This window comes from Sphaerothrix gracilis Ecp01 (assembly GCF_030405905.1).
GTDB classification, from domain to species: domain Bacteria; phylum Cyanobacteriota; class Cyanobacteriia; order Phormidesmidales; family Phormidesmidaceae; genus Sphaerothrix; species Sphaerothrix gracilis.
The window spans coordinates 13,681-33,465 of record NZ_JASATW010000013.1; the positions used below are offsets into that span (position 1 = coordinate 13,681).

At 51.8% G+C, this 19,785-nt stretch carries 11 protein-coding genes, 1 tRNA gene and 1 pseudogene; 3 read left to right on the forward strand and 10 right to left on the reverse strand.

The annotated features are described in order from the left end of the window. Positions 1-1,620 (forward strand): gamma-glutamyltransferase, encoded by a 1,620-nt coding sequence (ggt, locus tag QJQ48_RS15600; protein WP_346292169.1) that lies wholly within the window; start codon positions 1-3, stop codon positions 1,618-1,620. 1 nt (position 1,621) lies between these two features. On the opposite strand, the gene QJQ48_RS15605 is transcribed toward ggt, so the two are convergent. Further along, positions 1,622-2,749, reverse strand: coding sequence for a hybrid sensor histidine kinase/response regulator (locus QJQ48_RS15605; RefSeq protein WP_346292170.1), 1,128 nt, complete (start codon positions 2,747-2,749; stop codon positions 1,622-1,624). A gap of 394 nt (positions 2,750-3,143) precedes the next feature. Between QJQ48_RS15605 and QJQ48_RS15610 the strand changes: the two genes are divergently transcribed. Then, positions 3,144-3,854, forward strand: a complete 711-nt coding sequence (locus QJQ48_RS15610; protein WP_346292171.1) for a response regulator — start codon at positions 3,144-3,146, stop codon at positions 3,852-3,854. A gap of 65 nt (positions 3,855-3,919) precedes the next feature. Then, positions 3,920-3,991 (forward strand) — tRNA-Thr (locus QJQ48_RS15615). A 108-nt stretch (positions 3,992-4,099) separates the two neighbouring features. Here the strand turns inward: QJQ48_RS15615 and QJQ48_RS15620 are convergent. From QJQ48_RS15620 to pglX, 9 genes and pseudogenes are all read right to left on the reverse strand, one after another. Further along, positions 4,100-4,681, reverse strand: a pseudogene (locus QJQ48_RS15620) (IS5 family transposase); the annotation flags it as partial. Next, positions 4,614-5,642 carry an AAA family ATPase gene (locus QJQ48_RS15625; RefSeq protein ID WP_346292172.1) on the reverse strand — a complete coding sequence of 343 codons (1,029 nt, stop codon included), beginning with the start codon at positions 5,640-5,642 and terminating at the stop codon, positions 4,614-4,616. The pseudogene QJQ48_RS15620 and the gene QJQ48_RS15625, both read right to left, overlap by 68 nt. After that, positions 5,639-7,297, reverse strand: a complete 1,659-nt coding sequence (locus tag QJQ48_RS15630; RefSeq protein WP_346292173.1) for a caspase family protein — start codon at positions 7,295-7,297, stop codon at positions 5,639-5,641. The genes QJQ48_RS15625 and QJQ48_RS15630 overlap by 4 nt, the downstream gene beginning before the upstream one ends. A 126-nt stretch (positions 7,298-7,423) precedes the next feature. Continuing rightward, positions 7,424-8,893 carry a hypothetical protein gene (locus tag QJQ48_RS15635; protein WP_346292174.1) on the reverse strand — a complete coding sequence of 490 codons (1,470 nt, stop codon included), beginning with the start codon at positions 8,891-8,893 and terminating at the stop codon, positions 7,424-7,426. A gap of 418 nt (positions 8,894-9,311) precedes the next feature. Further along, positions 9,312-11,684, reverse strand: a complete 2,373-nt coding sequence (gene pglZ / locus QJQ48_RS15640) for a BREX-2 system phosphatase PglZ (protein WP_346292175.1) — start codon at positions 11,682-11,684, stop codon at positions 9,312-9,314. Then, positions 11,681-15,409, reverse strand: a complete 3,729-nt coding sequence (locus QJQ48_RS15645; protein ID WP_346292176.1) for a DUF6079 family protein — start codon at positions 15,407-15,409, stop codon at positions 11,681-11,683. The genes pglZ and QJQ48_RS15645 overlap by 4 nt, the downstream gene beginning before the upstream one ends. Beyond that, positions 15,406-15,768, reverse strand: coding sequence for a HepT-like ribonuclease domain-containing protein (locus tag QJQ48_RS15650; protein ID WP_346292177.1), 363 nt, complete (start codon positions 15,766-15,768; stop codon positions 15,406-15,408). Before QJQ48_RS15650 ends, QJQ48_RS15645 begins: the two co-directional genes overlap by 4 nt. Continuing rightward, a complete protein-coding gene (locus tag QJQ48_RS15655) occupies positions 15,765-16,064 on the reverse strand; it encodes a nucleotidyltransferase family protein (protein ID WP_428843058.1) in 300 nt (99 codons plus the stop codon). Before QJQ48_RS15655 ends, QJQ48_RS15650 begins: the two co-directional genes overlap by 4 nt. Before the next feature lie 41 nt (positions 16,065-16,105). Further along, the gene (gene pglX, locus QJQ48_RS15660; RefSeq protein ID WP_346292179.1) at positions 16,106-19,756 is read right to left on the reverse strand and encodes a BREX-2 system adenine-specific DNA-methyltransferase PglX; all 3,651 of its coding nucleotides are present in this window, start codon (positions 19,754-19,756) and stop codon (positions 16,106-16,108) included. Between the last annotated feature and the right edge of the window lie 29 nt (positions 19,757-19,785).

Consider the following 19,785-nt stretch of genomic DNA (forward strand, 5'->3'; position numbering starts at 1 on the left):
GTGACTTTCGACTTAACCGGATATCCTACGCGCCCGGTGGCTACGGGCGATCGCGGCATGGTGGTGTGCCCTCATCACCTCGCCTCGGCAGCCGGATTGACTATCTTGCAGCAGGGGGGCAGCGCTGTAGATGCAGCGATCGCCGTCAATGCCGCTCTCTCCGTAGTCTATCCCCACATGACTGGCCTCGGCGGCGATTCCTTTTGGCTGATTTATAGCGCCGCTGACTCTCAAATTCACGGCCTCAATGGCTCCGGGCGGGCGGGTCAGGCCGTCACCCGTGAGTTCTACGCCCAGCAAAAGCTAGAGTCTATTCCCCAGCGGGGGCCTTTAGCCGCCATTACCGTCCCCGGAACGGTAGATGCTTGGCATCAGGCCCACCAGCGCTTTGGCAAACTGGATTGGCAGCAGGTTTTGCAACCGGCGATCGCGCTGGCTGAGCAGGGTTATCTGGTTACAGCCTCTCAGGCCCGCTGGACGCGGCGCAATCAGGAAACGCTGGCAGCCTATCCCGGCAGCCAAACCGCCTTTCTGCCAGAGGGACAGCCGCCGGCAGCCGGAACCCATTTAAGTAATCCGGCACTGGCTCAGACCTTGAAGACTTTAGCCGCCGAAGGGCGTGATGCCTTTTATCAAGGCCGAATTGCCCAAGCGCTGGTATCAGGCTTGCAATCCCTGGGCGGTCTTTTACAGCTAGACGATTTTGCCCAGCATTGCTCTACCTGGGTCAGCCCCATCAGTACCGCTTACCGAGGCTACCAGGTTTACGAAATGCCGCCCAACACCCAGGGCTTAGCGGTACTGCAAATACTCAATCTGATTGAGCCGTTCGATCTAGCTGAAATCGGGCTTAACAGCGCGGACTATTACCACCTGCTGGTAGAGGCAACGAAGCTGGCCTTTGCCGATCGCGATCGGTGGCTTAGCGACCCCGATTTTGTTGATATTCCAGTTGAAACGCTGATTTCTAAGGCTTATAGCGATCGCCGCCGCCCTCAGATCAGTTTGACTCAGGCCAGCTCCTATCTGCCGGGAAGCCTGGGCGGCGATACCACCTATTCCGCTGTAGTTGATTCAGAAGGCAACGGGGTTTCTTTAATTCAGAGCCTCTACTTTGACTTTGGTTCCGGCGTTGTTCCGGCAGGCACCGGCGTGATTCTACAAAATCGCGGCTGCTTCTTTTCCCTAGATCCCAATCACGTCAACTGCCTAGAACCGGGCAAGCGCACCTTTCACACCCTGATTCCGGCAATGGTGACACAGCCTGATGGCCGCCTCGCCATTGTCTTTGGCACGATGGGCGGCGAAGGACAGCCGCAAACTCAAGCCGCCCTGCTGACCCGAATGCTAGATTTTGGCCTAGATCCCCAAACCGCAATCGACTTACCCCGCTGGCTGTGGGGTCGTACCTGGGGCGAGTCGAGCAGTCAGCTACGGCTAGAAAAAAGGATTGGCTCTGACATCCAAGCACAACTGCAGCAGCGTCAGCATCGGCTTAGCCTTGTTGCTGACTGGTCTGAGCAGATGGGCCATGCTCATGCCATCGTGATTGACCCGCAAACCGGGCAGCTCAGGGCTGGCTGCGATCCCCGCAGCGATGGCAAAGCGCTGGGGTATTAGGCTAGCTGGCTTCTGCCATCGGCAAAGCTAAGATAAAGCAGCTTCCCTCACCTAGCTGAGACTTCACCGTCAGCGAACCACTATGCATTTCGGCAATGCGGCGGGATAGGTGCAGCCCTAAGCCACTGCCAGAGCGCCGATGCTTGCCCGGTCGAAACCACTCAAAAATCTGCACCTGTTCTTCCGGGGGAATGCCGGGGCCGGTATCCTGTATGGCAACCTGTACCCAGGAGGACTGTGAACTGCCCGCTAGCTCCTGGCTAGAAGTCTCTAGCCGCACCTCAATAAATCCCTGATCGGTAAATTTAATCGCGTTGCTGAGGATGTTGGTGATGATGCGCCGTAGCTCTAGGCGATCGCCAATCACCCTGTAAGAACGGTCAGCACTGGAGCTCAGCTTCAGCTCTAAGCCCTTCTCACTAGAGAGCGGTTTTAGCTCACTGGCTACGTTTTCTACCAGTTCTCGCAGATCTATGGTAGCCGGCGTCAAACTTTTATGACCTGCTTCATGCCGATAAACTTCTAGCAGCGTATTGGTCATCTGCAGCAGGTTTTTGTTGTTATCGAGGATATTGGCGATCGCGATTTGCATATCATCCGGGGCCTGACCAAAAGCCCCCTCTAAACAGAATTGCAGAACTCGATTAGCGGCGACCAAAGGCGTCCGCAAATCGTGAGTCAAACGAGCCACAAAATCATCCCGCTGCCGTAGGATTTCCACCTGCTCGTCAATGCTGTTTTTGAGCCGCAGGAGCGATCGTACTCGTGCCATCAGCTCGTCAATTTCAACCGGTTTGCGAATAAAATCATCTGCTCCTGCATCCAGCCCTTTAACCACGCTAGGCTGATTGTGAGCCGTTGTTAATAGAATCGGAATATAAGGTAGGCTCTTATCTTCTCTGAGGCGACGAGTCACCTCATAGCCATCCATCTTTGGCATCATCACGTCTAGCAACACCAAATCTGGCAGCGTTCTATAAACAGCATCTAAAGCGGCCTCACCACTTTGAACGCAGGTGATTTCATACCCTGACCCCTCCAAAATGGCTTCAACCAACTCTAGGTTGTCTGGCAAATCGTCAACAACTAAAATCTTGTCGGTTTTATTCTCAGTTTCTAGATTGGTCATATTATCGACATAGATATATTGGCTACCCGGGGCAGAATTCTTACCAACTGCTAGAACATTACCCTGATGTTAAACAAACATCTATTGTAAGTTTAGGTAGCCTATAGAAAAGTCTTCAAAGGGGATTATCTTTCAACTAAAAGATTCTGATTTTCAAGCACCCAATAGGGGATGGCAAATCAACTTTTTTAAGCTAGCACTAAAAATTGCAAAAACTAGTTAGGCTGATCAAGATCTTTACTTTAGCTGTCTACGCCTGTTGATAGATGACTAACGACGTTTCTATTGAGAAGCTAAAAGACTGAAACTCAAATTCATCTTTTTTACTCAGGCTAAGTCACTCTCTCCTCATTCTTATACACTCTTTATCTAAAGTTTCGGAGATTCGCTGGTTATGGATGAGATTCAAGTTGCTCTCATTGAGGATCATGATCTAACACGTGTTGGATTACGGACCGCTCTACAGCAGCACGGCATGAAGTTTATTGGGGAAGCTGCTAATGGCCTGCAGGGCCTGCAACTGCTCGAAAGATCCCATCCTCATGTGGCAATTGTCGACATCGGCTTGCCTGATATTGATGGCATTGAGCTGACTCGCAAGTTTCGGCAGCATATAAGTGCTGAGTCTCCTGAAACGAGGACTAAGATTTTAATTCTCACTATGCATGACAGTGAAGAAGTCGTGCTAGCTGCCTTTGCCGCAGGAGCTGATTCTTACTGCACCAAAGAAGTCAATACGGCTGATTTAATTGTTGCCGTTGAGGAAACGGCCAGCGGCAACTGCTGGATTGATCCGGCGATCGCCAGCATTGTGCTACGTAAGTTTCGCCAGCAGCCTGCCGAGAGTGAAGAGGAAGCTATGGTGCAAATTGCCGCAATTGAGCCGGAATATCGCCAAATTTTAGATACCTGTCCGCTAACGGAGCGAGAACTCGAAATCCTAGATCTGATTGTGGCCGGCAACAGCAATGCCGAGATTGCGGAAAAGCTCTACGTTACGGTGGGAACCGTTAAAACCCATGTGCGGAACATTCTGAATAAGCTGTGCGTGAGCGATCGCACCCAGGCGGCTGTGCGGGCGCTGCGATCGGGTTTAGTCAGTTAGTCAAGCTAGCGGATTTTGACTGTAACTCTGCGTAATTGGGCTGCTATACTAGTAAGCCGTTAGCTGCCGATGTGGCTCAGTGGTAGAGCACTCGATTCGTAATCGAGCGGTCGCGGGTTCAAATCCCGCCATCGGCTTTTAATTAGAGATGTACATTCGCACATTAAATGTCGCGATTAGCAGATTGAGGTCGTTTAAACCTGGCAATCAGAGGCTGTATGAGAAGTGCTAACGGGTAGCTAATGCTACGCCAACCGCCTGACCATCAGGCGAATCATCGAGATGTAGACCATCGCTTCAGAAGAAGCCGGCAGTCGCTCATAGTCTTTGCTCAAGCGCCTCGACCAGTTGAGCCAGCCAAAAGTGCGCTCCACCACCCATCGCTTCTTGAGCAGCACAAAACCCTTGGCTGCTTCTGGCCGCAGGACCACTTGCAAAATCCATCCCAGCGTGTCCATCACCCAGCGTAGAAAGGGCTCGCCGCCGTAGCCTCCATCAGCCCAGACTAGGTAAAGCCGCTTGACCTGCTCTCCCATTTGCTTGACCCGCTTGAGCATTGCTTTGGCCTGGCTCTTTTCTGAGGCATTGGCAGCAGTGACCAGGACCCGCAGCACTAAGCCCAGTGTATCGACTGTCAGATGACGCTTGCGTCCCTTGACCTGTTTGCCACCGTCATAGCCGACCGCTTCACTGACCATCGTGGCACTCTGGACGCTTTGGCTGTCGATAACGGCTTGAGTAGGACTTTCTGGTCTGCCGCTATCGGCTCTGAGCCAGCCGCGCACGCGGTCGTGAATCGCTATCCAGGTGCCGTCGTTTCGCCAGTTTGTCGAGTTCGGCGATCGCTTCTTCCACGGTTTTACCCTCCTGAATCAATGCCGTCAGAAACTCGATCAATTCGCTGGTGCCGGGAGGGCGGCTGCCCGGTTGACCTTTCAGCAGGTCGTAGATGGCGGTAAATTTTTCTACGGCTTTACTCACTAAGTCCTGCTTAGCCTTAATCCGTTCACCGAATCGGGCTGCAATGATGCGCTTTAGGGTTTCTTCGTCCGGGAAAGGCACGTAGTAATATAAACAGCGCCGTAAAAAGGGCTCTGGTAGAGGCTTTTCGCGATTGCTAGTGATAAGGATGATGGGTTTATTATGGGCCTCTGGAGGCTTAATTTTTTCCCCCGTTTCAGGAATCTCGAGGCGCAATTCATCCAGTTCCAGAAGTAGATCGTTAGGAAAATCGCTATCAGCTTTGTCGATTTCATCAATGAGCAGCACTGGGCGAGTGGTTTGCTCCCGCAGAGCTTGCCCTAGCGCTCCAAATTCTCGATATTGTTCTTTGTTCGATAAGCGATTTTCCAGGGCTGAAGTTTCCTTCTCTCCCAGATATTTCTTCAATCGTGCAGGGTCAGAACCAATGAGCTGGGCATCCCGCAGGCGACCAACGGCATCAAAGGTGTACAGTCCATCTTGCGCCCGGCTGGTGGAGGTAATGTTCCAAATGTAGAAGTTCCACCAACCTTCTTTGTTATCGGGTTGGGGGTGTTTGTCGTTTAACTGCTTACAAGACAATTCAAACGCCAGAGCTGAGGCCACACGGGTTTTACCGCAGCCGGGTTCACCCTCCAGCAGCAGAGGTCTCTGTAGAGCGATCGCGAGGTTAAGGGCTTTTCGCAATCCGGGTTCAGGCAGGTAAGGGAAATACTCACGGCCCTGGGGATCGCGCAAACCATCAGCGGAGGGCTGATAGGGGTCGGCTCCGGTGTAGGTGTAATCAATCTTGGGCGGTTTCGTCATCCTGCCAGCCTCCAATCGGCCTCAATGTCTGCAATGCCGTTTTCGAGTTCAAAGATGTAGCAAATCTCTTCAATGGCTTGAACTGGGTCAGAACTCCATTCCAAAATTTCTTCGTCAATTAAGGCCCCAATCTGATCTTCAGCCAGGTACTGACTCAGCACCGAAAACACAACGTCACTCTCTAACCAGTCGGCTACGTGTTCGCGACTGATCTGGGTCAGCGGCTCAAGGCGAATCGGGACTACGGGATTGGCTGAATTATCAGGTGCAGGGGCTTCAGCAGCTAAATCTCGCCCTTCTGCCAAAAACAGAATGACGCGCGATCGCAGCGGCTGTTCATTCAACGCCCCAATGGCCTTGACCAGGGGCTGCCAGAGTTCGTCTAACACTTGTTTTTGTAAAGCTTGAGACCTCGACATGGCTGACCAACCATACATGGCCATAATAATAGGCTGGGTGCGGTACACCTCAACCAGCGCTGCAATAACGGCGGCTTTTTCACCAGCACAATGCAGCTTACGAGCCAGGTCTTGCCACAACTCCTCAAAATCCCGATTTTTCCACATGGGATGAGTAGGCACAGTAATGGGAAATACCCTGGCATTAGCAACATTAGGGATTTGGTTCACCAGACGTTTGACCAGCCAGTGCTGAATACGGGAGTCCTTGGCCTGAACGACAAAAGCAGCAGCCCGTCTCGTCCTCGACGTGTTGGTCTTAAACGTTTGGCACTGAGGCTCACAATTCAATGACCAGAGGCATTCAATCACCTGATTTGGCGATCGACCACGGCTTTGCAGACCCTGACCAGGGGACAGTGCTTCATTGAGGGATGCTTCTGGTAAGAAGGATTGCTGCAGTCGGCGATATTGGTCGATCAAAATAAAGTCACCAAGGTTGCCTTCTACTCTTCCTTGGGGCACCTGGTCAATGCCTTGCTCTACGCGCCAGTCTTGCAGCTTACTTAGGACATATCCTGAGAGGTCGCCCACAGTAACGTAATCTTTATCGTGAAGGTCGGCTTTGCCACTCAATCCGGAAAGCACATAAAAACTAAAAACCCCGTGACACGCGCCATCCCACTCATGGGCGTCCTGCTGGTCGGTGCTGGCGGTAATCAGCGCGTAGCCTTTAGCCAAGTCATGAATCTTTCTCAGCAGTTCAGGATCTTCTGGGGCACGGGTGCCAGTCTTGCCTAATCCGATATGACAGGCATCAAGCATGAGAATCTTGCAGCCTGCCCCACTGGCATTCATCGCCTGCTCGATTTCCTCAATGGATATTGCTCCAGTTTGCACAAGAGATTTACGAGTATCTCTGGCAACGAGTCGCGGCTGGTCATCAGGTTGGCGAGTGCCGTGGCAGGCAAAATAAGTCAGCAGTAAATCATCCTGGCCCTGGTTTTCGCCGTCCTTGATAGCTGCACAAAGGTTCTTCAGCTCGGCACGGATATTGTTCTCGGTGGGATAACGAGGGTTAGGATTGCCATCTCGATCTTCCTGGTCCAGGCGGTCATGTAGCGAAACCACCGTGTAATCTAAAGCCTTAAGAAGCTTCTCCAGGGTTAGAACGTCATCCACGCAATAGCTGAGGGTACCGTAATCTGTGTAACGGTTGATTCCAACAAGAAACGCCCAACGCTTACGAATTGGCATGAGCCTATGACGATGACCTGACGATATAGCCTTTCACTCCCAGGGAACGGGAATACCCATAGATACGCCCTCTACGAGAAGGATTTCACACCTTACGAGCTTTGAACCAGGAAGTTCTCCATAATTTTACTTGGTCAACGGCAAACCTAAATTCTGGGTTGCACTCACGACCGATTCACGGGTCAGCTCAGCGCCAAATCCCCAGGCTAGCAGAGCCAAGTAGTCCCTCAGGGGTTCGGCTCCAAAGGTCGGATTGCTGCCGTAGAGTTCGGTCATGCCTAACCAGGCCAGGAGTGCGATCGCGACAACGCGGCTGATCCAATTAAATATCTTGAGATTGCGCCTTGCCTGAGAAACCCTATCAGGCTGGAATACAGAGCTGATCGATGGCCCAGGAGGCAACTTCTGACTAAGAATCAATTGTTCATCTGCCGAACGACTAGCCAATGCTCTTACGCCAGTGTCAACAGACTTGGCTGATGCCGCTTCGGCAATATCCTCCTGCATCTTTGTCTTAGCCGCAGTCAAGCCCTCTTTCCACTTTTGGAAGCTTTCGGCATCGGGAGACGTATTGCCAAGCTGTTGTTCTAGCAAGCCTAGCTCGTTTATCCAATACTGCTCTTTTGCTCCAGAAAGCCCAGAGTCTGCTCGCATCTCCTTGAGATAACCCACCATTGCCTCTCCCTCTCTATATTGAGAAAGACTTTGGCGAATTGCTGAGAAATCGTCTTTTAAGGATTGCGGAGTCTCGTACTGCCCTGTTCTCAACTTGCGGAAGACGGCATCAACCTGGTCTTTGACACCCTGCATATAAGGTGTAGATTTTACTGGATTAGGTAACTGATCAAAATTTTCTGTGACTAGAGCCTTACCATCTTTGAGTTGAGCTAGCCAGTCTTCTCGGCCTTTGCGCCAGCGATTCCATAAAGCCCTAGCCTCAAGTGCCTCAGCTTTTGCAGCTTCCCAATTTTTATCTTCTATCTCCGATTCCACGTCCACCAGTTCAGACTCAATACTGGCTCGGAAGTCTGGGTCAAGTTCTGCATCACTTCGCATCTGATTACGGAGACGTCCAACTTGAACAACTACCTGATCGCGCGCTTGCCCTTCCGCTCTATAAAACGAGAGCCAGGTGCCCAAGCCCACACCCAATAGCATTACCAGCCAGGGCCACCACGGAGCTGCTTTAATCCGAACAATGAGGGGCACAATCTGCCGTCCCTCAGGGCGATAGAGATACAAAGAACCAGCAAATTCTCCACTGGCTGAGGCATCGGCTAAATCTATAGCAATGGTTGTCTGGGCTGGGGTATCTGCTAGCACCTCAAGTTTGGGGGGATCGATGCGAATACTGCTGGCAGGAAGAATCGCCCCACCATCAGCTCGGCGTAGGTCTGAAACAGCGGCCTGCAAAACGTGAATACCATCAATATCGCTGAAGGTCAGGGTTGTAGAAACTCGGTCAGCACGGGTTCCGGCGATGGCGATCGCTTCGGGGGAGACGTTGAGTTGCGCCTGGGCAGGAAGGATGATGGTGGTGGTTGCGATCGCCATCAAAATCGCCCACCGAAACAACCGCCTAGTACGCTTTGACATATCACCACTTGCACGACTAGCTGACGCTTTTTATTCTCGCCTGATATTTCACCATAGATTTGAACCGCATCCCGCAATAATGGCATCTGCCTTCTTGCCATTTAGCAGGTACCCGAAATGCCGTCTTGCATTCAAGCAGGACTTGAAAGGGCTCCGTGTCGAGAGCGCGATCGCTTAACTCCACAATCTCAGTATCGTCCAACTCAAGCCGCCGGATATCTGGATAATCAAAATCTTGTGCCATGGTATGCCAGGCAAAAATAACTGGTAAAAATGTACCATAAACCTTCGTTTTAGCGACTTTTATTTGCGAATGATAAACGTAGACAAGTTTGTTTACTAAAGGCTTCGCTTCATGCGAACAGCTTAAGTTTTGACTAATACCAAGCCTCAGTGCGGCAAAGATTTCCCTGCAAAATCATTCACTTGAGGCTGCATAGCTAAACAGGGGAAGAGAACTTAAGGGCTCGTTATCAGAGGCTACGGATTTAGAAGAAGGCATATCTGATTCAGATGTATCAAATTGCTCTAACTGCCACCATTCAGGAAATTGGATCCTTTTTGTTTGCCAGTCTTGCAGGCACTTATCAGATGGGGTCAGTACAGCAATAGGAACGAGCATCTCCTGAGGAGTGATGCCTCCGTGATACCCATTTTTCTTATTGCTACTGTAACGAAGTTTCTCAGTCCAGGGGACAATGACTGACTTACCATTGGCTGAGATTACGCGATCGCCCGCAATTTGAAGTTCCCCCTTTTTGGGGCTGCTGTCATCAATACGCCAGCGTTCTCCCCCTTTAGCTGATTGATACTGAGTACCGTGGTGGAGAATATGCCCATGGTCACTGGTTAGGATGACTAATCGTCCGGCGTTATTGGCGGCTTGCAAAATCGGTTCCAGGACCTTGATACGATCGCACGTCCAGGCGATATCAACCTGATCCCCCTTGCCCAGTAAGTCATCTACAGCATTAAGAACCAGACCAACAACCTGATGTTTCTCCGAGTCGAGGGCATCGTATAGCTCCCCTGAAAGGATCGGCGGATTGATTGACTGCAGAGCGTCTTTGTGGAACAGCAGAGGAGGGGCACTGCGCTTACAGTGCCGCAGCAAGGATGGGTGTTGGGCAAATCCCTTCTTCTCGTGATTTTGCTGCCCCTGAGTGAGCTGACCACAGAGCAAGCTGACACGAGACACACTCGTGTCAGAGGGGATAGCTGCCAGCCCAGCCTGGATAGGCAAATTCTGAGACTCTGGCGCAACGAGTCGCCAATTATTTTGAGTGAGATCGGCCAACAGTTCATAGGCAACGGCCAAGCTCATGCCGTCCATGACCACTAATAGAACCGGATTAGACTCGGCCAAAGGAGCAACGACCGTTTCTAGAATTTGCTCAATGGCTAACACAGACTTTCGGGTTGATCCAACTGCCGTCCAATCTTTTAAAAGTTGAGCAAATTGCTGGGACTGTTTTTCACGCATTGCGGTGACGACATCAAATAGCTTTCCGTAAGCGATCGAAAGTTCTCTATGAGGCTCAGCGACTGGCAACATGAGTCTGGCCCAATCAAGAAAGCCGCCTGTTTTTGTATGGTGGGTGATCGCATCTTCTAGAGATTCGGGCGCTTGAGAAGCATTTTTTGCATCAGCAACAAGCCATTGAGCGAGTCGCATCGCCATGTCTAGGCGTTGCAGACGGCGTTTTGGGGTATATAAAGTCGCCTGCTGATGAGTCTGTATTGATTGGTAGACCTTACGTGAAGTGTCCAAAGCAGCTTGAGTCGGCTTCTTAATCAGTTCGATGAGATATTCGCTTAAAGTCGTGAGGTGCTGATTAAACCCTAGTTCCGAGAGGGAACTGAGATAAGCAAAATCTGCGGCTCCAATTTCTGAAAGGATTTGGTCGCTCCGCTGAATGAGGAGTTGCTGTTGATCGGGTAATGCTTTCAAAGCCTGCTGGGAAGCATTGCTCCAAACGGCGATCTCATTGGGATCGGGAGTTAGGCCTGATAGAAATCGCTCTTCAAATTTGCCGATAGCTCGATCAAGCTGGGCTTCAGGATGGTAAACCACGGCTGCGGCGAGTCCAAGCGCCAGGGTATCAGGCTGTTGATTGTACTCTATGCAGTGCAAGATTGTTGCAACCATAGGTCCTGCTTGGCTAATCAGCCACTCACAAGCAGCGGCCTTAAATTCTCGCGGCGCTTTTTGATAACGTTTGACATGATCCGATGTGGTAGACCACTGCAAAATTGTGGGTAAATCAGGTTTCTCTACTTCAAAACCGAGGCCATGGTTGAGTAACAGGGGCCACACCACTTCAGCATCTAAAAATCCCCCCATGACCGGCGAATATTGGTCAGGAGGAATCCAGTCCATCAAGATTTCAGGCAGCCACTGATACTGAGCGAGCCGAGGATCAATATTGGTAGCTCGGAACAGAGATTTGACGATTTGCCAGGAGTCAATGGTAAATAAGCGCTGCTTAACGAAGCGAATCAGGATATCTTCCGATAACTCGCTTTCAGAAATCGGAGTCACGATAACCTGGATAGCGTACTTTAACTTGTCCTCTGTAGCTCGTTCTTGTTGCCCTTTTTGAAGGGCAATGCGGAGTGCTAGAGGAGAGTCGCACTGATCAATCAGGTAGCACTGTTCGCCGTCAAACTGCTGGCGATCGCCTGTCCAGCGGCCTTGGGCATAAATCCCGATGACCTGGCTGCCGTTTGATCGCTGTAGGATGGCGGAAACCTGAGCTTTAATCTGGCTGAACGTGGGCGCGGCTATCACTCGCTGTGATGAGTCTCCTCGATAATCCAACTGATGCTTAGACGCACATTTTCGCTTGCTTTGAGCCCTTTGCCTAGTTTGTCTAAAAGTTCTTTAGCTGCCGTGAGACTCAAATTATTTTCACGCCCTTCGCTGACTGTTCGGACTGTGGTTGTTGCAGTACCAGTATCACTGGTCTCTATGACTTTGGTTTCGGTTGGATCAGGTACAACTGGTGAAATATGAGGCTGTTTATCTGGTGGTTCCGGTCTAGGTGTTTCCGATTTAGATTGCTCTCTTAACAGTCTTAGAGCTTGATTTAGCGACTGCTTGAGTTGTAAATCCAGAGAAATAACATGCTCATCGCTCCTAAGAGCCTCACTCAGAGTCTGTAAAACACGTTTAGCCTCACTTTCTAGGTCACCAGAAAGCTCAGCCACAATTTGGAATATTGCCCAACTGTCACTATTTAGACTTCTTGTAAGGTTGTCAGCTTTTTTCATACATTCCGCCATGGCGGCTGCTGAAGTGGCGATCGCACATTCTCCCAGTAATTCCACCACGTCATCTTCCTTAGCGGCACTCAGTTGTTCAACCATTGCCAGAGTCGTGGATGCTGTCATCATGCGATCGCACTCTTGAGAGAGATTTAAGGTCTCTAAACTATCTTGCAAAGACTGCACGTAACCCTGACAGTTCTCAACAGCGGCTTTGGCTTTGGCTTGAACTTTGGCGGCTAAATCAGCCACCGTACTGGCCTTACGCAGGTCCGCAACCGATATGCCGAAAATCTCATCAGCTCGCTGCCGAGCGGTTTTCCAAACGGCTTCGTCTGGAAGTTTTTGCTCCCGCAGCTCGCACTCGTTAGGAATGTCCTTGAGGGTGACATCTCTCGGATTAGTATGAAGGAAAAAGCTCCGCCCTGTTTGATCGGCAAAGGTGAGGATAATCAGGTTTTGCAGCTCTTTGGAAAGGCCCATGGGTTTGGGTTGATCAATCCACTCTCGAAGTTGCCGGACTTGGGGCGTACTGCCCAATTCTGCAATCTTCCGGGTGAAGTGTTGTCTCCAGTGCTGCCCCACCACAAAATGGGTCGCATCGGCTCCCATTTCCCCGAGCTTGAGGGGGTTCGCGATTTGCCGCAGGATTCTGCGCGTAGGATAGTCGACCTCGACTCGGCCCTGGAGGTTTTGGGCGGCCTGACTGGTATATTGGTAAACCTTTTGCAGGTGGCTGGACTTGCTGACATCCGTCTCGAAGTCAGGAGCAGCCGGAAATTCGTGGGTTAATGCTTGTTCCAGAAGATTTTGCAGACCGTCTGCCAGGCTAGCAGCGGTTGGGGGCTGTAGTTCAAAGCCAACCTGCAATGACACGAACTGTTCATTCAGTTCCAGGCTGGTAGCCGCATCTAAAGATTCTCGAGCATTGCTAATGCCATAGGCGGCATCGAGGTGATTGAGCACTCGTTGCCGCAAAACACTCCGCTGGTTTTCGAGGAGAGACTTCGCAGTTTGACGCTCCTGAGGCGAGAGATGGTTAGCGTAGCCAGAGAATCGTTCTCCCGTTAAGACATGTTCCAGGATGAGTAATGTGCCCAGCTCTTTCTTGGCATCTTCGCTGAAGAAAGAGGGAATCCAAACCAGGGTTTTGGCCCCTTCGGGATGGCTTTGCTTGAATGCTTCACATTTTTGCCGATCATCTTTGGGGGAGAACGTGGCCTCATCAAAGGGATAATCGATGATCACTTTCCAGCGATCATCCAGATTCTCCATCGAGCCCTCAGGCAGCTCTCGGATATTGCCAAAGATCACCACGCAGGCGCGTTTGGTATTCTTCCAGGTGAAATCGTGGTACTGCTCAAACTGGTCTTCTCCCTGAATTTCAAGCTGGGAATAGACCATGTCACGAATTAGGCGCAAGCGATTGCCTCGATTGTCTTCCCGTTCGGCCTGCTTGAGGATAGTGTCGGTATCGACCCCGGAGAGCTGCACAGAAATGCTGGGGTTCCGCATCTCATCGCCAATGCGAATTTCCCCCACGCTGGCTGCCCAGTTTCGACATCGCTGAAGGACAAGCTGGCTTTCCCGTCCGGGAATCGGCGATTTGATCGTGCCATGGTTCAGGCTGGTGAGTCGTTCAGCATTGAGTCCCCGCAGCGACTCTACTTCAGGCACCAGAGCCGACAGTAGTAAGGTTTTGACTAGGCGATCATCATTACGGAAGGTGACGCGGCTGGGATCATCCAAGGGAAGTTTTTCCAGCTCTTCCAGGCGACCGTGGCTTTTCTCCAGTTCGGGCAGCAGCTTTTGTTGATAAAGACGCTTGGCGTTATTAAAGTGGATCGCTATCTCAGGGCTGAAGGCCTCATCGCCGTGAGCCACGACATCAAACAAGTCGCCGACTGGGATGATGTCGCCGACCGTCAGCGTTTCACGATGATCGACCAGAAGCTGCATCATCACCTTGAGGGCCGTCCGCTCTCGCTGTAGCACGCTAGAGACGGCGATTAGGGTCTGTACCAACGCGGGGCTAAAAGGGTAGACCTGGCGGAACATTTCCCGATCGCCCTCGCTAGTGAGCAGGACGTTCATGACCGACTCCCGCACCTTCGCGGTTTGCTCAAAGGCGGCATCCAGCTCTTCCCGAGTGGCTTTGCTTTTACACTTCAACACTCGTTTTTCGGCGATCGCGGGTAGGTTGCGATCTTCCAGGGTGATGTGGTGAAAACGCCCCTCCCAATGTTGGAGAGCATCGCTAAAGTTGAGCCGTTCTGCCCCAGGAATGGAATCGCCAATCAGTTCGCTCAGATCTCGCTGCCGGGCCACAAAGCTAACGATGGGAATGGGGCGATCGGCAAGCTGAGCTTCTACCAGTTTTGAGAGTTTTTGGCCTTCCTGGTGAATAAACTTGAGGTCAGTGGCGCGGCTGGCTAGCCAGAGGATGAGCTCATCTAAGAACAGGATAAGGGCATCGTAGCCTAAGTCTCTGGCGTGTTTGCTGATGATTGATAATCCCTGATCCAGGGAGACAAATGCCTCCCCCTGAGCCGCCGCCTGGACATTGTAGGAGCCGAAAAACTGTTTGATCAGAGCGCTAATGAGCTGAGCGCGTTCGTCATCGCCGGGACCAGCGGCGATGGCCGCTTCAAAGCGATCGCGATCCCACCCGGCGGCGAGTTCGCCCCAGCCGCTATCGCTGCTGGCCGTTTCGCTCAGGGCACTGAAGAACTTATCATCGCCCATGGTTTCTCGCAGGGTCTGAGCATCCTTAAACAGACCTTCTGCTAGGTAGACGCCGGGAATGGAGGCTTCTGGGTGCTCACGACGAATGAACTCAACATATCCCCCTAGGATGCCGGATTCCATATCGTGGGCACCGAGCATGTGGTAAGGCACCAGTAAGAATTGTTTGCCCGTCATCCACTCGTTGTGTTTGGTAATGACCGGAGCGAGTTCTTTAATGCCTTTTGCTTCAGCAATATCTTCCAAAATAAGATTCAACACCGCCATGAAGTGGCTTTTACCGCTACCAAAGCTGCCGTGTAAGTAGCTGGCTTTGCTGCTGTTGGTTTGAATAGCACTTTGAATGAAGGTCAGCGCGTTATCAAAGCGGTCTTTGAGTTCTGGGGTGACCACATAGTCCTTGAGAGTCGCTTCGGGACGAGTTACCCCTTCAGTGAGCTTGAGGACAAAGTCGCCTTTCTGGAGACGCTCAGGGATATCGATCAGATCTTTAATGAGGGTCATTGTGGATCGGGAGTAGACGACAAGTCACGAAGCATTGCTTGGATAACGGGCTTCAGTCTGGGCAAATCTTGCTGAGTGGTATCCCACAGGACATCTACTTTTACGCCGAAATAAGCGTGAATCAGCTTATCGCGCATTCCGGTTACGCCTTTCCACGGGATTTGGGCATAGTTTTCCCGTAGAGACAGGGGAATTTGCTTACTGGCTTCGCCAATGACCTCTAATGCTCGGGTTACCGCAAAGATGGTTTTGTCATCGGTTTGAAACTGCTCGAAGGTCATACCGGTGATGAACTGCTCCGCCAGATTGATGTGGTTGAGGATATCTTGCAAGTAATCGCGAATGTCCCGCTCTGTCATAGATAGATGACCTCTTGCAGAATGCGATCGCCAAGGTGGGGTTTGAGGGCATCTTTCATGACCAAATCCACTTTTTTGCCCAGCGCCTCGCTAATTTGATTTTCGAGTTCGCAGAAGGTAAATAGACCAAAGCGAAAGTTGGGATCAAATTCGACTAATACATCCACATCACTCTCCGGGGTTTGTTCGCCGCGCACGTAGGAACCAAAAATCCCCAGGCGAATCACACGGTAGCGCTGATGGAGATCCGGCTTAATGTCATGAAGTTTCGATTTGATAATATCCAGAGATTCCATGATGTTGAGAACAGGTGGGCTGGGCGGCATAGACAGTGAAATTATGACTTGCGACGTTTACCTTTCTTCTTAGGAGGATCCCAGATTTGAACCGCTTCAAGGGTGAGCCCCATCTGACGGGCTTCGTCGTCGATGAAGCCAGCGTAGTAGTCGCCCATTTTGAGACCGTAGTCGGGGTCGAGGTCGTTATGCCATTGCTTGAGCCAGGGCAGCAGCTCTAGCAATCCACCGAGCAGGGGCACTAGACGCGGGTCATCGCGGCCTCCGAAGCGTTCTTGCACATCAATGTAATAGGCGCTGATGGCTTGGGCGAGTTGCAGGTGGTCGTAGCCGGCCCAGGCGATGACGGGTTGCCCGTCGGGGCCTTCGCAGTGGGGGAAGCTGACCCAGCGCTCTTTGGGGACGTCGAGTTTACCGCGCAGTTTCCAGTAGTGGGTTTTGAGGAAGTCACTGGTTTTGTATTTGGGGGGCACGGGGATGTCGCCGACCTGCTCGGTTTTGAGGCGGGCGGCGGTGGTGCTGTCGAGGTGGTCAGGGTGGTCTTTGGGCAGTTGGGTGCGGGCGTCGATGGCATCTTCTTGGCGCTGGAGTGCCCAGGTGTGCTCCCAGTCTTGGCGTTTGCGGAGGCCGGAGGGTTTGTAGCGCAGGACGGGGAGGAGGGGGACGGATTCGGCTTCGACGAGGGCGTTGACGAGTTTGAGCACGTCGAAGGCGGGGTTGTGGGTGTAGAGTTCGCCGACTTGCATGAAGTCGGGATCTTGGCGGGCGATGTCGGCGAGTTTGGCGGTGGAAGTGAGGGCGGGGGTGGTGATTTGGGCGTTGACTTCCCCGGCGTCGTTCATGCGGCCATCAAAGTCAAAGTAGCTTTCTAAGCGATTCAGTAGCCAGGTTCGCAAAGCCCGCTCCAACTGCAATTCCCAAGATTCAGTCTGCCAGCGGCGTTTATGTTGAAACTGTTCCAGCAGGCCAATGCTCTTGTCGCTTTCGATCAGATCGATGCGTTTCTGCACCAAGTCTCGATAGGCTTGCGGCCATTCTGAAGGGATTTCGGTGATAGGGGTGCCGCTTAATCGCGCAAACCAGACTGTTTTGATTTCACCTGCCTCAATTTGTCGAGCCAGAATAATTTCAAACGCCCGTTGCCCAATTTTTAATTCTGGTAATTCACCCTCGTAGGTTAGGTCTTGATTCACAACTTTGTAGAGGTGGTAGCATTCCCAATCCAGTTCTTCTTGGAGAGCGATCATTTGGGAGCGTACCTTTCGCCATTTTGAAAAAGCATCTTCAACAATCATTTGTAACGGCTTAGTATCCGAGTTTGACCAGGACGAAAGCACTGCTTCAGGTAAGAGTTGAATAGATTGCTGGGCTAGCTCGTCAAGTTGTTTGACTCGTTTAGTAGGCCGATCCGCAGGCAGGGGAAAGTGTTGTAGCTTAGTGCCATCATGCTCAAAGCGAAATTCCCAGGGTTCATCGGCGGCAGCAGCATCAGCCCCCGGACGCCCTTTGTTGTGAAAAACCTGCTGCATCCAGAAGCAGGCAGTGGAGCTGTTGAGCAACCCCAGCATGGCGAGGTGGTCGTCTTCGGTAACACCCGCAGGCAGCTTGATCACCGGGGCAGATTGTTTGAAGACTTTGCCGCCGCGATCTAAGACAAAGTGGTTGTGGGTGGCGACAAATGCGAAGGCGATCGAATTTGGAATTTGAATTCTACCTACAGGAATTTGTCCGTATTCATACCAAGGCTTGCCTGCTTCTCGATAGGATTTTCCTCCAAAAACTTTTCGATTCTCAAGCTCCGTTTTGAATCTCCAAAGAAAGCGATAAATTTGAGGGATTTTTGACAACTCTACAGTTTGTATGTTTGGCTCATATGGAAAAATCACCCAACCTTCGGATTGAATCATCCAATCTCTAACTTCTTCACCAATGCAGAAAGGACGAAGATAGTTTTTTTCTAGCCTATTTCTAAGAAACAAGTCTAGAGACTGAGGAAAGGTGTCGTCAGACTTTGTGATGCAAATAAATCCAATTTCTGTGCAGATGTCTTCTAGCTTCGATCTGACAATTTGATCTAGCTGCTCTTTTAATTCACTCGCCCCACCCCCACCAATCGACCACGGATGCTTATGAAACAAATCCCGCTGTGAATCCGCCACACTAACAAATTCACTCTCTGATCCCTCCACATCCACCTGATCCAAAATCGCTGACCATACCAATCCCTGAGTCGGATCTTCCGGCGTACTCGGTTCCCCCCGAATGCCCATCACGGTACGAATCGTGCTGGCAATGGGTGTCCGCTTGCGCCCAAACAAAATCACCGTCGGCGTGCCATGTCCCGGCATGTACGCGCCGCTGGTGTCAATCACATGGGTCAGATCCACCTTGGGGAAAAATTCCTCAATCAGCCTTTTGCCAAACTCCCGCTTCATAAAGCTGTTGGCCGTAATCTGCCCCGTAAAGCCCCCCGGCACCGCTAGCTGAAAAATCCGTTCCATAAACGGCACCGCCAGCGAATATTGGCGATAGCATGCCTCATACCGCTTGCGATATTCCCCATTCAGCGCCTTATCTCTCGGCACAATATACGGCGGGTTTGCCACTACCGCATGATAATGCCCCGCCCGCAAAATCCGATTCAGCGCGGCAATATCCTCACTCACAAAATGGTGCGCCATCGGTGCCCAATCCCCCAGCACCAACTGGCTCCCCTCCCCATGCAGCAACGAATCTCCACAGGCCAAATTCAGCGGAAACGCCCGCGCCTCCTGCAATCGCCGCTGCCCCGTCGCCCGCATCGCCGCCAACAGCAACCGAAATCGGGCAATAGCTACAGCAAACGGGTTCACATCCGCCCCATGCACCGCATTCAGCGCCCTTCGCGCCAGCTCCTCCACGTAGGTCCCCGGTTCCTGCTTTTGCCACCGCGTCAATAACCGCTGAAACGCCCCCAACAAAAAGTGTCCGCTACCGCAGGCCGGATCAATCATTCGAACTTCTGCCAGGCCAAACTCCTCCACCGCAGGCTCCAGCGTCCGATCCAAGATGAACGCTTCGACAAAATTTGGGGTTTGCAGCAGGGCGTACTTTTTACGGGCAGTCGCCGATAAATCCTGATAGAGATCGCCCAAAAAGCGTGTGTCCCAGGTATCGTCTGTAAAGTCATGCACCAGCTCCCCCGTACCGGGATCAATGGTCTGGAAAAACGCCAGGATTGCTCTCGCCGCATCGCCGCTCAGCCAGTTCGGGATATCCCAAATCAGATTGCCCTTGCCAAAAATCTCCTTCGCCCCCGGCAGCTTCGCCAGTTCGCCAAATACCCAGAGCAGATATTCGCGATCGGTCTGGGTCGGGTGCTCCCGAAAATACGCCTCATGCTCATCCCGCGCTCTCAAGAGCGCTTCCCCCGGTCCCGCCAGCCGAGGTGGGCTCACCAGTCCGTTATCCTCTAAAAAGCGCGCAAACGTGGCACTCAGCACCCAGGCTACTGCCACTTGCGTTTGCTGATCAGTGACCCACTGATTGAAGGTTTGTGCCATGCGATCGGCTGCCTTCGCCTCGTCGTACTCAGCCCTCAGCCTTTCCCCCAACTCCGGCACTTCCGGAGCCTTGACCCGCTCCTGCAAGTCCGTTTCTAATTGCCGGAGCAAAGTCTGTAAATCGGTTAGAAGCTGGTTACGGTCAAGCATAGAGAGCTTACAAGAAGTCAATAATCAAC

What these genes read in the sequence shown, in the direction of transcription:
- QJQ48_RS15605 (WP_346292170.1), bottom strand. Translation starts at nt 2,749, where the DNA reads ATGACCAATCTAGAAACTGAGAATAAAACCGACAAGATTTTAGTTGTT.
- QJQ48_RS15610 (WP_346292171.1), top strand. Translation starts at nt 3,144, where the DNA reads ATGGATGAGATTCAAGTTGCTCTCATTGAGGATCATGATCTAACACGT.
- QJQ48_RS15625 (WP_346292172.1), bottom strand. Translation starts at nt 5,642, where the DNA reads ATGACGAAACCGCCCAAGATTGATTACACCTACACCGGAGCCGACCCC.
- QJQ48_RS15630 (WP_346292173.1), bottom strand. Translation starts at nt 7,297, where the DNA reads ATGCCAATTCGTAAGCGTTGGGCGTTTCTTGTTGGAATCAACCGTTAC.
- QJQ48_RS15635 (WP_346292174.1), bottom strand. Translation starts at nt 8,893, where the DNA reads ATGTCAAAGCGTACTAGGCGGTTGTTTCGGTGGGCGATTTTGATGGCG.
- QJQ48_RS15645 (WP_346292176.1), bottom strand. Translation starts at nt 15,409, where the DNA reads ATGACCCTCATTAAAGATCTGATCGATATCCCTGAGCGTCTCCAGAAA.
- QJQ48_RS15650 (WP_346292177.1), bottom strand. Translation starts at nt 15,768, where the DNA reads ATGACAGAGCGGGACATTCGCGATTACTTGCAAGATATCCTCAACCAC.
- QJQ48_RS15655 (WP_428843058.1), bottom strand. Translation starts at nt 16,064, where the DNA reads ATGGAATCTCTGGATATTATCAAATCGAAACTTCATGACATTAAGCCG.
- pglX (WP_346292179.1), bottom strand. Translation starts at nt 19,756, where the DNA reads ATGCTTGACCGTAACCAGCTTCTAACCGATTTACAGACTTTGCTCCGG.